Source organism: Vibrio sp. 99-70-13A1, from assembly GCF_013114625.1.
Taxonomy (GTDB): domain Bacteria; phylum Pseudomonadota; class Gammaproteobacteria; order Enterobacterales; family Vibrionaceae; genus Vibrio.
Genome location: NZ_VTXD01000008.1, coordinates 25,908 through 39,437, shown reverse-complemented (window position 1 = coordinate 39,437; position 13,530 = coordinate 25,908). Strand labels below are relative to the sequence as shown.

11 protein-coding genes are annotated in these 13,530 nt (G+C 40.9%); 6 read left to right on the top strand and 5 right to left on the bottom strand.

The window, feature by feature from the left end:
• Positions 1–106: 106 nt before the first annotated feature.
• From F0226_RS07805 to F0226_RS07795, 3 genes are all read right to left on the bottom strand, one after another.
• Positions 107–1,204, bottom strand: a complete 1,098-nt coding sequence (locus F0226_RS07805) for an alkene reductase (RefSeq protein ID WP_171735118.1) — start codon at positions 1,202–1,204, stop codon at positions 107–109.
• 19 nt (positions 1,205–1,223) lie between these two features.
• The gene (gene gloA, locus F0226_RS07800; RefSeq protein ID WP_171735117.1) at positions 1,224–1,601 is read right to left on the bottom strand and encodes a lactoylglutathione lyase; all 378 of its coding nucleotides are present in this window, start codon (positions 1,599–1,601) and stop codon (positions 1,224–1,226) included.
• Positions 1,602–1,889: 288 nt separating this feature from the next.
• Positions 1,890–2,825 carry a LysR family transcriptional regulator gene (locus F0226_RS07795; protein WP_171735116.1) on the bottom strand — a complete coding sequence of 312 codons (936 nt, stop codon included), beginning with the start codon at positions 2,823–2,825 and terminating at the stop codon, positions 1,890–1,892.
• A 381-nt stretch (positions 2,826–3,206) separates the two neighbouring features.
• Here F0226_RS07795 and F0226_RS07790 point away from each other — a divergent pair, with 381 nt between their 5' ends.
• From F0226_RS07790 to F0226_RS07765, 6 genes are all read left to right on the top strand, one after another.
• The gene (locus F0226_RS07790; RefSeq protein WP_171735115.1) at positions 3,207–4,454 is read left to right on the top strand and encodes an outer membrane protein transport protein; all 1,248 of its coding nucleotides are present in this window, start codon (positions 3,207–3,209) and stop codon (positions 4,452–4,454) included.
• Between the two features lie 689 nt (positions 4,455–5,143).
• Positions 5,144–6,049 (top strand): hypothetical protein, encoded by a 906-nt coding sequence (locus F0226_RS07785; RefSeq protein ID WP_253820786.1) that lies wholly within the window; start codon positions 5,144–5,146, stop codon positions 6,047–6,049.
• 582 nt (positions 6,050–6,631) lie between these two features.
• Positions 6,632–7,258, top strand: a complete 627-nt coding sequence (locus tag F0226_RS07780; protein ID WP_171735113.1) for a magnesium transporter — start codon at positions 6,632–6,634, stop codon at positions 7,256–7,258.
• The gene (locus F0226_RS07775; RefSeq protein WP_171735112.1) at positions 7,258–8,247 is read left to right on the top strand and encodes a biotin/lipoyl-binding protein; all 990 of its coding nucleotides are present in this window, start codon (positions 7,258–7,260) and stop codon (positions 8,245–8,247) included. Before F0226_RS07780 ends, F0226_RS07775 begins: the two co-directional genes overlap by 1 nt.
• A gap of 299 nt (positions 8,248–8,546) precedes the next feature.
• On the top strand, positions 8,547–10,523 hold the full coding sequence (locus F0226_RS07770; protein WP_171735111.1) for an alkyl sulfatase dimerization domain-containing protein: 1,977 nt from the start codon (positions 8,547–8,549) through the stop codon (positions 10,521–10,523).
• A gap of 125 nt (positions 10,524–10,648) precedes the next feature.
• Positions 10,649–11,131, top strand: coding sequence for a hypothetical protein (locus F0226_RS07765; protein ID WP_171735110.1), 483 nt, complete (start codon positions 10,649–10,651; stop codon positions 11,129–11,131).
• A 54-nt stretch (positions 11,132–11,185) separates the two neighbouring features.
• On the opposite strand, the gene F0226_RS07760 is transcribed toward F0226_RS07765, so the two are convergent.
• Together F0226_RS07760 and F0226_RS07755 are read right to left on the bottom strand one after the other, a co-directional pair.
• Complete coding sequence (locus F0226_RS07760) at positions 11,186–12,466, bottom strand: ferredoxin reductase family protein (protein WP_171735109.1); 1,281 nt, start codon at positions 12,464–12,466, stop codon at positions 11,186–11,188.
• A gap of 275 nt (positions 12,467–12,741) precedes the next feature.
• Positions 12,742–13,524: a nitroreductase family protein gene (locus tag F0226_RS07755; protein WP_171735108.1), complete on the bottom strand. Its 783-nt coding sequence runs from the start codon at positions 13,522–13,524 to the stop codon at positions 12,742–12,744.
• Between the last annotated feature and the right edge of the window lie 6 nt (positions 13,525–13,530).

Genomic DNA, 13,530 nt, shown 5'->3' with positions numbered 1-13,530 from the left:
AGCAACCATACATGTGTATGGTTGCTTTTGGTAAGTAATTCTTCTTTTACTTAATAGGTTTATTAACCTGCATAAGTTGAATTATTTACAGCAAAATACAGCACGACTAACCAGCATAAACAGGGTAATCAGTCAGACCTTTTTCAGCACCACCAAATAGAGTGTTTGGATCGTGAGGCGCAAGAGGGTAACCATTTTTAATGCGTGATGGTAGATCTGGGTTTGCCACAAATGGGCGACCAAAACCAACCATATCTGTCACTCCTTCTTGCAGAGCTTGCTCGCCACGAACACTGTCGTATTTACCAGCATAAATCAGCACGCCATCGTAAGCCTTACGCACATCATCTTTAAATACTTTTGGTGTTTCAGGCGCATCGTCCCAATCCACTTCTGCAATATGTAAATAAACGATTTTGTATAGGTTAAGCAGTGCCGCTGCCGCTGTGTAAGTTTCAACAGGAGTTGCATCTACAGTGCCATTGAGTGATGTAAACGGAGCAAGACGAACACCAACTTTGTCAGCGCCAATAGCACCAACCATTGCTTCTACCACTTCACCTAAGAAACGTAAGCGGTTTTCAACTGAACCGCCGTATTCATCAGTACGATTGTTCGCTTCTGAATCAATAAATTGGTTTATCAAGTATCCATTTGCTGCATGCAATTCAATGCCATCAAACCCTGCTTCCACAGCATTTAAAGCTGCTTGACGATATTGTTCAATGACCATCGCGATATCATCTTTTGTCATTTCACGTGGTTCAACAACATCGACAAAACCCGGTTCATCAGTGCCGTTATCAATAAATACTTTTACATTTTCAGCTTTCATTGCTGATGATGAAATTGGCTGCTCACCACCAATATTATCTGGGTGTGTTACACGGCCCACATGCCAAAGCTGCGCAAAGATTACACCGTCTTTTTCATGCACGGCATCAGTAACTTTTTTCCAACCTGCGATTTGTTCTTCAGAGTAGATACCTGGAGTCCAAGCATAGCCCTGACCCATAGCTGAAATTTGCGTGCCTTCTGCAATGATAAGCCCTGCGGTTGCACGTTGTGCATAATATTCAGCCATTATTTCATTAGCAGCATTACTTGGTTGAGTAGCGCGAGAGCGAGTCATTGGCGGCATTACAATGCGATTTTTTAGAGTAATATTACCAAGTTGGATCGGTTGAAATAGTGCGTTAGTCATTCTGTTATCCTCTAAAAAATTAACCTAATTGAATCAGTTCGATTTGGTAGCCATCTGGGTCTGTGATGAATGCGATATGAGTAGTCCCCCCTTTTACAGGTCCTGCTTCTCGAGTCACATTTCCGCCTAATGCTTTAATCTTTTCACATGACGCGTAGATATCTTCTACACCTAAAGCTAAGTGACCAAATGCGCTACCCATCTCATATTCGTTTGTGTCCCAGTTGTATGTCAGCTCAATCGTTGTTCCACCTTGCTCATAACCAACAAATACCAGCGTGTAACGATATTCTGCATTGTCATGACGCTCAAGTTCCTTCATGCCCAGTACTTTCGTATAAAACTCAATGGATTTATCTAGGTCAGTCACTCGAATCATCGTATGCAAGAATTTCATATTTTCACCCTTATTTACTTCATATATATGAAGCTAACTTGTCTGTAATGGAAGCGATTGGCTTCTCTGTTGTTGGGTATAGTAGTAGAACCGTCCAATTTAATGAAATTATCAAAAATTCTCATTATGATAATATTTTGTTATTAAAGTCCCGCATTAATAATAAGTTTATAGACATAAAAAGGGAGACCGAAGCCTCCCTTTATCTTTATCTTTATCTTTATCTTTATCTTTATCTTTATCTTTATCTTTAAATTATCTAATCAGTTGTAATCATAACGGTGCAATTTAGAAAACCGTTCGCCTATTGCTTAATGACTTAGACATTTCATCTGAAGTCTTGAGAATCTCTTGGCGGAACCACCTGTGAGCAGGATCGTTATTTTGTTTTTTTAGCCAAATCAAATAATGGGAGATAGGAAGGTAATCAAAAGGTGGTTTGAATAGCTGTAAATCTAAACGTTCTTGAAATTGCATAGCCATTGAAAGTGGCACAACTGTGATGTAATCAGATTGGCTACATAACAGTAGATTACTGAACAAAGAGCTGCCGTGGAAAACAATCTTACGTTGTGTTAAATCCAATGACGTGTAATGGCTCAAGCTTCTTACTTGCCGACGTGTTCTATCCAAAACTGCATGTTTTTCATCCATAAACTGCGCCTCAGTGATCTCACCTTTAATTCTTGGGTGACCGGCACGACAAGCAATCACGAATTCACCATCGTAAAGCTTTTCATTCATTGTGTTTGGGTGTTCAGGCAAAACAATATCAATCATGGCATCAAATTTTTGAGTCAATAGATTTTCATGAACTTGATCATCAGTATCAGGTTGATCATACACTTCCAACGTGATCCCTTGGTTAGGTAACTGAGCAAAGCGGTTGAGAAGTAACCATTGCAAATGCTCAGGGGCTGATACTACAAATTTACGCTCGGATGTAACCTCATCGAATGATGTCATTCCCTGGAATACACCATTAAGCTCTTGTATTGGTGCTTTCACTTGTTCATACAAACTCTGCGAAAATGCGGTAGGTACTACACCTCGCCCACTGCGTACAAACAACTCCTGACCAACATCATTTTTCAATCGTCCCAGGGCGGTACTGATTGTCGACTGATTGGTATTTAGATGCTCAGCCGCCTTGCTTAAACTCCCCTGCTCCATCACAGCAGAGAATACAGCCAATAAGTTAAAGTTCGGAATGTCATTACTCATTCATTTCCCCTATCAATCGTTAATACGATAATTTGCTTATCTTTTACTTGTTTTTTGTAATAGGTTCAATGTTTACCATTTACTTGCTTTCTATATGTGAGCTGAAACTTAACTATCCACAATCAATTACTCTGAGCATTACTACTAGACCGAATAAGAATGCCATGAGTATCAGTGATTACTGATTCACACACTTCACGATTTATTTACTCAGTTTCATACCTTTACTGCGCAGCACATTTATATAGCCTACTTTTACACTCAACCTAAAGTGAATCATCGTGAAAGCGATAATTAAATAATTATTTTGCTTATGTTTCTCATTGTGAAGTCCATCTAGTATCCGCCTGTTTATGGTAGTCATCACAATAGGTTGGTTAAATGAAAAAACACTTTTTAGCTTTGGCAATTACTTCAGTAGTAAGCCAAGCATATGCAGCGGGTCCACTTCTTCCAGAATTAGGCTCTTTAAATGTCAGTACAGTTGGAGCTGGAAGTGCAGCATTAGCAGAAAGTGCTTTAACAGCATGGACAAACCCAGCAGGTATGTCGCAGTTAGAGGAAATGAATGTAACAATGAATGCTGCATTACTTGATACCACATTTGATTATACAGATGCAGGCTCAACGGGTGCATTCGCTAATGGTGAAAATGCAGATGGTGGGACGCTAACCCCCGCAGCCAGTTTTTATTTCGCTACTCCGATTAATGACAAGTTTCACGGCGGAATTGCGCTTGCATCACAAGGAGGATCAGGGGTTGATTATGGGAAAAACTTTCACGGGCAAAGCTTATTAGAAAATGCCGAGTTTGTTACCGTGCAGGTTGCGCCAGCTCTGTCTTATAAAGTTAATGAAGAATTCGCGCTTGGTATGTCTGCTAACTTTGAATACTTTACGGCAAATGGCGAGCTTGATGTACTTCCCGGTTCACTTCCTACCATTGGGGCTGGTGTGCTTGAAGCGGAAGCGGACGACTTTAACATTGGCTATACCTTAAGCGCGTTTTATAAACCAAACAATGACCATAGATTTGGCTTAATTTACCGTTCTGAAATTGCACACTATGGTAAAGGTGATGTGACAGCCAGCCATACCGGATTTTTAGACACAGCCCGTTCTGCAGATGTCGGCTTAGATTTCATTATGCCAGCACACCTACAGGCAAGTGGTGTACACACAGTGGCTCATCAATGGGATCTGCTGTGGAGCGTCACTTGGTACGATTTATCAACTTGGACTGACTTAACGCTGGATATCAATGATAGCCCTATCCCTATTGTTACTCGAAACTTTGATGATGTCTGGAACTTCGCAATAGGTACTCACTACCAATTAAGCCGAAAAGTACGTTTAGAAACAGGAATAAGTTACGAAACATCTCCTCAAGACAATCCAAATAATATTTACATGGATGTGCCTTTAGGTGAAATTTGGCGATTTGGTCTAGGTGCAACGTATAAAATCAACCGTAATTGGGAGATGCGAGGCTATTACGACTACATCGACTTAAGCAAACCTGAGATCGATTATACGCTCGATGTACTTCCTAACCTTGGTAACATGAAAGGATCCTATGAAAGCCATGCTCATTATGTCGGTCTCCAAGTTAACTATCGCTTCAAGTAACGATCAGCTCTGGTAGCAATCAACTAGGATAATAATCAGTTCAGCTCAAATATTTGGTACTTATTTCCTGCGCTTATCGGAATATTAAGCTTAGCCTTGGTTAAGCTTTTTCTATTTATGTTGTTCATATACATTTTTAGATTTTCAATCCTTCGCTTTCAGATCGTTTATCCGCAAATCATTGCTATGCCGTTTTGATTTGTATTGAATTTTAAACTAATAACTGCGATAAACAAGGGGTTATTGTCTCGTTTTTTGTGACACTGTTTCATACCTCACTTTATATTACTTAGTAAAGCTCGTTGTATCTTTTTGCCGTACACGTTGAACATTGCACATTTCTCAACATACGCTTTTCAGATAAGCCTATTTATCTTCGTGCGTTATAAGCTCCAACCCTTACTGTACTTAGCGTGGCAAACTTTTCGCTCACTTTATCTACACGCTATTTTCCTGGAAAACAAATTTACACTTGCTCAAATGACGCTCAATTATTTTCATTAAACTGTATTTTTTCAGAGTAAAGAACTGTAACTATCGGATTTACGATAATTACAAAGCGAAATATCACGTAGATTCATATTATTTACTTCCTCTATATTCCCCTTCAACGGATAAACGCTTCATGACTATGAAGTTGAAATTGAAATTGGAAAAATTCCCTAAAAATTATGGTTAAGGATATAGATATGCTTAAAAAGAATCTTCTTTCTGTTGCAATCACCGCAGCAGCATTACTCTCTACATCAGTGAGTGCACAAGAAAAATTATCAGTTCAAGAAGCCGCTAAAAAGTCTGCAAACCCTGTTTCAGATGTTTGGATGCTGATCACTCAAAATGATTACACAGTCCTAGAAAAGGACGATGGTCACCATGAAATGCAAAACCGCTTCAGCTTTCAACCAGTAATGCCAGTCCCTATTATGGATGGTGAGTGGAACCTAGTTAACCGTCTGGTGGCGAACCATTATAGCGCTCCAGGAGATCGTGAAGACGGTGACTTCTTTGAAGGTCGTACAAATGGTATGGGCGATACTGTTTTTCTATCAATGGCAGCACCTAACCGTGACGACGGTTGGATTTGGGGTGTTGGTCCAACCGTTATCATGCCCACAGGTACTGACGGTTTAACACAAGATAAATGGCAGGTAGGTCCTGCTGCAATGGTGGCTCGCCTTGGTAAAGAAACAGGTAACCCAACAAGTATTGAAAGCTGGAACGTTGGTTTTTTAGCTCAACAATGGTGGGATGTAGGAGGAAGTGATAGCGTCACAGACTCAACAAGCCAAGCGGATATCCAGTATTTTTTAAACTACCGCTTAAATAGCACTGCCCTAATTGGTATGACACCGAATATACAAGTTGATTGGACAAAAGATGGCTCAGACCAATTTACGGTTCCAGTAGGCTTAGGCTATATCGATATGTTTAAAATTGGACCGATGCCCGTTCGCTGGGGTGTTGAGCTTCAATATTATGTAATGAAACCAGATGCTAATGTTGGCGCAACTAACCCATCAGAATATGTTCCGTATGCGCCAGATTGGAACCTGAAATTCTTCATTGCTCCGGTTACATTGAACCCATTCAAATAAACGATTCAAATCCCTCCAGACCAGTCTAAGTTCTCAAAGATTTTAGACCGGTCTTTCTATCTTTTTTCATCCACTTCTATGATCCAGACCAAGTTAGTGAACAAAGTTTTCGATATGTATATGAGCCTTTTCAAATAATCGGGATACCAATTTAGTGTTAGATAAATACATCGTAAATTCGATATATTGAAATCGTATTACACGGTAGATACCACCCAATTCTCTTCCTATTATCCTGCTAGTAAATCAATGTTCACTCGAACTAACAGAATGACGAATGTTTTATCAAAGTCAGTGTAAAGCATCATGGAAGAGCCCCTTATATTAGGTGAGTTACACCGGATAAGACCAATACTCGTAATTTTGTGGAACGAGACAATGAAGTTGATTCACTAAGGGGCCAATTTGTGCCTAATACAGAGAATCCGTTGTCTGGATATAGCGCCATTATTTTTAGAGTTCATCGACACCTTTTGTCTATGCGTAGTATGACTAAAACGCGGTAGACATTAACTTCTCAGGTGATGCTAAAAAGTATTCTAGGCTACAAGTTCTCTCTTCTTATTTTACGTAGGTAGAGATATGAAATTTCTTAAAATTGTTTTCCAAAAGATTTGGGTTGTCGCCTTAGTCTTTATTAAGTTCATCCTTTTTATGGTGCTGATGTTTGCTGGCGCTTGGGTGCTGGCACCAATGGGTAAAATACATTCAAAAGACATCGACCTTAGCCAATTCAATAACCACCCAAACGAAATGATGATGACGTTTTTTCAAACAGAGTATTTCTCAGGTTATCTGTTTTCCGTAACTATGGCTGTGGTGTTTGCTGCTATATACGGCATGTGGCAAGTCCATGAACTCGGCGTACATAAAGCAAAAGAGCACAAAAGTGCGCATGTTCAAATTGTATTCGCTCTTTCCCTTTGTGGCTTATTCATTAGCAAAACCTTCTGGGTTATCGCTCTGGTTATCGCACTAGCAAACTGGAAACATATAGGTCAATCCATCAGTGATGTCATTCGCCGTGGTGTTCAACCTAAAGATGCAGCAACGAGCGATCAAACCTTACATAATCAAATTTCAGGCGACCGATCTTCGAGCGAAATTGCTTCAAACGAAATTGCTTCAAAAAACCAAAATTCAAACGACCAAGAGCTTACCAACCAAGCGAATACTAAACAGACAGCAACCGGAAACGAGGCAGCATAATGAAAGAAATGATGATCCCATATATTCTGATTGTATGGTCTCTGTTTGCGACTGGCGCATTAAAAAAGAGCTTTAAAAACTACACATGGGCAGCTATTGGAGGTGCGGTTATTTTAGGTTTGTTAGCTATCGTATCTCGCCTTTGGGCGCCAGTAGATATGACTAATTCAACAACGGTAAAAGCACCACACGCTGTAATGTCTCCTGTTTTCGGCCAACAGATCGACCAAGTATTCGTTGATCACAACCAAATAATTAAGAAAGGCGATGTGATCTATACATTAGTCGACATTAATTCGGCGGCAGATAAAGCAAAAATTGAATCTTCGATTGTACAAAAAGAAGAAGAGATTAAGCAGATGACTCGCGATTTGGATCGCGCTGAAACATCGCCTCAAATCTTCAATACTCGTGACGTAGAAAAATTCAATTCAGATCTTCGTGTTATGAATGCCGCATTAGCGTCGCTAAAAGCCGATTTACAGAAGGTAAACTGGGCACAAGAAAAGAAAACCATAACCGCCGAGTTTGATGGTCAAGTGTCGATAGTGAATATTGCTGAAGGTTCGGTGATGGGTAACATGCACCTATACAACACCAGTAAAAAATTCCTTGAAATGCGTATTTCAGACCAAACTTACGGTTATGTAAAAGTAGGCGACTTTGCTGAGTTCTTCGTTGACGCTTACCCTGGTCACGTGTTCCGCGCAAAAGTTCACAGCTTTACGGCTGGTACTGGTGAATCGAGCATTTCACCTCTTCAAGGACCGCAAAGCGTTGGTCAACACGTTGTTCGTAACGGTAATGGCTTAGGGCGAACGATCGTACTCGAAATATTTGAACCTGAAGGCTACAACATTCCAATAGGCGCAGCAGGTTCAGCTTGGATTTCCGCAGAGAAACCGCATCCATTTTGGGGCTTCATTGATGTAATTGGTGCTGCAACAGTTCGCCTTCAATCTTACAAATCTTATCTGGGTGCTTGGTAATATTCTCATTCGCATAGCTTCATAGCTTCATAGCTTCATAGCTTCATAGCTTCATAGAAAGATTCTATGCTCCATTATTGGATAAAAACACCTCAACCTTGAGGTGTTTTTTTATATCTATTCATGCCGCGAATCTTTGTTTGACCCAGCTCAATAAAATCGATTAAACGATTCAACTAAAACCAAACCATCGCAATAACGATATATTGAAATCGAATTACCTCGTAGATACCACTTACTTACCTCTTTATGATTACCCCATCAAATCCTATTCCTGTTTTAAAAATAAAGGTCACATTATGACTAATACGTTTAAGAAAATGGCTTTACCCGTTGCGATTGCAAGTGTTCTTTTTACTTCTGGCTTTGCCTCTGCAACTCCGGTTGTTGAAGCAACATCGAAAATAGGTCAAGAGCTTCAAACTGCAAATGCAGCTCAATACCAAAACATCGATCTTGATTCACGTTACAAGAGCGAGGTTCTATTCGAACATAAATCTAACCTATTCTGGGGTAAAGGCGAACGTATTCAAGTTGTTTCTAAAACAGGCGATTCTCTAGCTTACACTGCTGAGTCTGACCATGTTCATCCTACTCTAACCAAGCATGGTCGTAAAATGGACCAAGCGATCATCAAGGTAGATGACAATGTTTATCTTGGTTACGGTTTCGGTCTTGATACTCCGGTAATGATTGAAGGTGACGATGGCATTATCATCGTTGACCCAGGTGAATCAGTAGAAATGGCTGAATCTGTTAAAGCGCAGTTCCGTCAAATCACGGATAAACCAGTAAAAGCAATCATCTATTCTCATAATCATATCGACCACATTTCGGGTGTTCGTGCGTGGGTGACCGACGAAGAAGTGGCGTCAGGCGACGTTAAAATCATCGCTGAAGAAGGTCTAACAGCAGCCGTTGCTAACTGGTCTTCAAACCTAGGCACACTATTTGGTCACCGAACTTCTTACACAGGTGCTAAGCACGTAGAAGAAGGTGAGCATGGCACAGTAAACGATGGTCTAGGTCCGCGTTTCATGCAGGGCGCGATCTCGTTCATTGAACCAAACGTGCTTGTGCCAAGCAAAGGTCACCTAGAGATTGAAATTTCGGGTGTTAAAATGCACATCGAAAACGTACCTTCTGAAACTAAAGATGAGCTAGTTGTTTACCTTCCAGAACAGAAAATTCTGCACGCAGCAGAAGTACTTCAAGGTGAAAACTTCCCGAACCTTCACACTATTCGTGGTACGAAATTCCGTGACCCATCAATGTGGTTCAAAGGTATCGACGTAATGCGTAAGTTCGACACTGAAATCATGATTAACTCTCATGGTCGTCCAGTTGAAGGTAAAGAAGCAGTAGCTAACGTACTTACTGCTTACCGTGATGCGATTCAATACACGCATGACCAAACAATTCGTTACATGAACAAAGGTATGACGCCAGATGAGCTAGTTGAAGTGGTAAAACTTCCTAAGCACCTTGCAGAGCACCCTTGGTTAGGTGAGCACTACGGCACCGTTGCACACGCGGTTCGTCAAATTTACGTTGGTTACAACGGTTTCTTCGAAGCGGATCCATGGCAGTTAGAACCAATGGCTTACGAGCAACGTGCTAAAGCATTCGTAGAGATCATGGGCGGTCGCGACAACATCATCGACACGGCAAAAGCGGCGATGAAAGCAGAGAACTACACCTTTGCAGCAGAGATTCTTTCTTACCCAATCACGGTAAACAAAGATGACATGGAAGCTCGCTTACTGAAAGCAAGAGCTTACAAAGCATGGTCTGCAGATCAAGTGAACATCAACTGGCGCAACTGGGCATTGAATGCTGCTGCTGAACTAGAAGGCACTCGTGATTTCTCTAACATGATTAGCTTTGCTTCTGTGGACGTACTAACAGCCCTACCAAGTAAGCAAATCTTCGACATGATGACTTCTACCCTCATTGCAGAAAACACGCTAGATGTGAACATGATGCTGACGTACAACTTTGCTGATACTAACGAATCATTCACTATTGAAGTTCGTAACGGTATTGCTCAGTTACACGAACAAGCAGTGAAAGGCGCTGATGTACAAATCGACACTACTCGTGAAGTACTGAACCAAATCTTGATTGCAGGTCCAAACGCTCAACAAGTGATTGGTACAAACCTACAGTCTGGCGCATTCAAATTCTCGAATGGCGACATCAAAGGCTTCGGTCAATTCATGAGCTACTTCGATAAACCAATGACTCCTGAAGAAATCATGCTAATCGTTCGATAGCTGATAGATTCAAAGGATAGAAAACAATAAACCAAAGGGACCTTCGTGGTCCCTTTATCTTTAGGTTTGATTTACTGGTAAAGTGCGCCATCCGGCATAATTACCACTTAAAGTGAGAGGTCACCATGTTAAGACGAATTGCTCTACTTCTTTCATTAAGTTCTTCGCTTGTTTTTGCGTGTGGGTTACACCAAGAAACTGGCTTTAGCCTGGTGACAGAGCCAGGTTCACTGGAAGTTTTTGGCAATATCATTAATGCCCGTCAAGACGATGAATTTAACAACCTTAATAAACCAGACCACTTCCGATTGTTTGCTATAAAAGCAGCGCTTGCTAAAGAACACTCGCTGAGAACAGACTTCAACTTATTCGAAGCCATTAAAGGTCATTATAGTGAGATTAATATTGGAAAAGAGGTGAACGTTTCTGGGCGAGAAACCCTACCAACAAAAGAGGATCTATTACTAATTACTGAACTCGATGTATTCGACGCATTGGCAACAGGTACTATTTCTTGGGATCAAGCCAGCCTTCAGGGATTAGTAGTCATCAATGGACCCGATGATAAACGTGAACAGTTAAACGCTTGGTTCAGCGACATCTTTTGATGCCGCTGCCTTTAAATGGGATTCGAATAAATGAGTTACTGAAAACTAACGCGATTATCGCATGCTAAAGTTTTCATTGTGCCACTGATTGGTTTTCATCCCCTTCTCAACTAGCTGAGATTTCAATGACATCAGCATTGGGGTTGGTCCACAAGCAAACCACTGATACTGTTTAATATCCAAATCTAACTTTGAGCACATAATTTCTGCCGTTAATCGCTCACTTTCAGCACTTTGCTTATGCAGTATGATTCGTTTAGAACCAATCAATTGCCCTACTTTCTCAAGCATTAACGAATAGAGCGACCCTCTTCCCACATAAAACAAATGCACGGGTTGATCGTTTTCTTTCCAGCTACGAATCCACGCAAGGAATGGTGTAATGCCTATGCCACCAGCAATCCAAACTTGAGGCTTATTGGCTTTCTTCTTCGCATGTAGCCTACCGTAACCGCCGTCCACCGTGACATTCAAACCAACGTTAAGTCTACTTTGCAATTCTTTGGTGTGACGACCTAACCCTCTAATGACGAAGCTTAGTTCTTGACCAGTGCCTTTGCTTTTAGCACTCGCCACATTAGAGGTCGAAGAAATTTCAGGAGCTGATGTAATGGTGAACGGGTGAAAATGTTCAACACGATCAAAGCCAAAGTCGAGATAAGCAAACTGACCAGCATGATATTGAATGCCTTCACCTTCCGCTTTCATGACGACTTCAACAGCATCATCCATAGGGTTCACATCTGTCACTTGATAAGCACAATACTGCTTAGGCTTCATGAATGTTTTGTAAACCCAACTCACTGAACCAATAAGTGAAACCACAACCAAAGCTGCCCCGGTTAAACTGAATAACTCAAACGGTACATCAGAAAAAAACGTATGGTAAATAGAGATAAGAAAGATAGGTCCCATCAATTTATGAGTATAAAACCAGATTCGATATGGGATTTGTTTAACCATACTCACGCCGCCTAGCAACAACAATCCATACATCGCCCATTGCCCGATTTCTTCCCCCATTTCAGCAAACTGAGGGTCAAGCGCATTGCCAGCGGGTCCCGGTACTAACATCCAGTGAAAGCTTGCGCCGAGTAAACCGAAAATGCCCAGCCATTTATGCCAAATGTACGCTTTATCCATACCCCCTACTAAAGGCTCTATCCATTTAGGGCGGCAGCTGATCACCATAGCTAACGCCATACTGATCATTGAGATAGTGGCAAAGAAAGCCGGAATTTTTCGAGCTAGTTCCAAATCAACAGGAAGCAAAAACCATACGCCTACCGACAATAAGGAGCCAATGATAATTAAGGGGAAATGTTTGAATGTCATAATAAAACCGAAGAAGATTCTGGGATAGTTTTAGAATGACATGTTGAATGTGAATGAAACCTGAATTGATTATTCAGCTTCCAGCGATAAACCCTAAGTGCCTCCCCAATACAAAAATGCCAATCACACTGTAACTAAAGCATGACTGGCACATTTTTTAGCTCGATTAACTAGAGAGACAAAGGCTTTCTCCGATCTCTCGCTGATTCTATCTATAGCAGGTTCTAACTATGTTTTACTCTACGCATAGTTTACTCTAGGTATAGCTTTTCCAACTATAAACTGTGATTCATAAAGCCTTGTTTTTCAATGTAATGAAGAACACTTTGTGAAAACTCGACGTGTGACTCACGCGTATATTTAAGAGTTGTATATAGCTGAGCCAAGTTCTTTACATCAGATGCTTCAATCTTAGCTTTAAGCTCTGGGAACGACATATAACGGTTCCAACCGTCTGTTTCTCGCTGCTTATAAATAGCGTTAATCTGCTCATCCGTTTGGTCTTGATATGTTTCATAATGAACCAACCCTTCTACAGGTAAACGATCTCTCACTTCTGGATCTTCATCAGCATACCCAAGCGAATAGCCAACCACGGGCACAACACCTTCAGGCAGATTAAGTATCTCACCGATCTGGTCGCAGTTAGCTAACGTTGAACCCATATAACATAGCCCTAAACCTTTAGCTTCTGCAGCTGTCGCAACGTTTTGCGAGACTAAAGTGGCATCAATTGTCGCGATCATGAAACTCATAAAGTTGTCGAAATTAGGCTTAGCTTCATTGAGTTCTAACCACTTTTTCATTCGACGAAAATCAGCACAAAATGTGACTAATACTGGTGCATCAACCACCATATTCTGTTCCATGTGTGGCTGATAAAGTTTTTCACGAATAGCAGGATCTTTCGTGACAATAATCGAATATGACTGCATGTTGCCCGATGAAGAAGCTCGAATACCGGCTTGTAGCACTTCATCTAACACTTCTTGCGGGATTTCTTGAGATTTATACTGACGAATTGAACGATGAGAATGCAAGTGAGACAAAATATCCACTGAAAT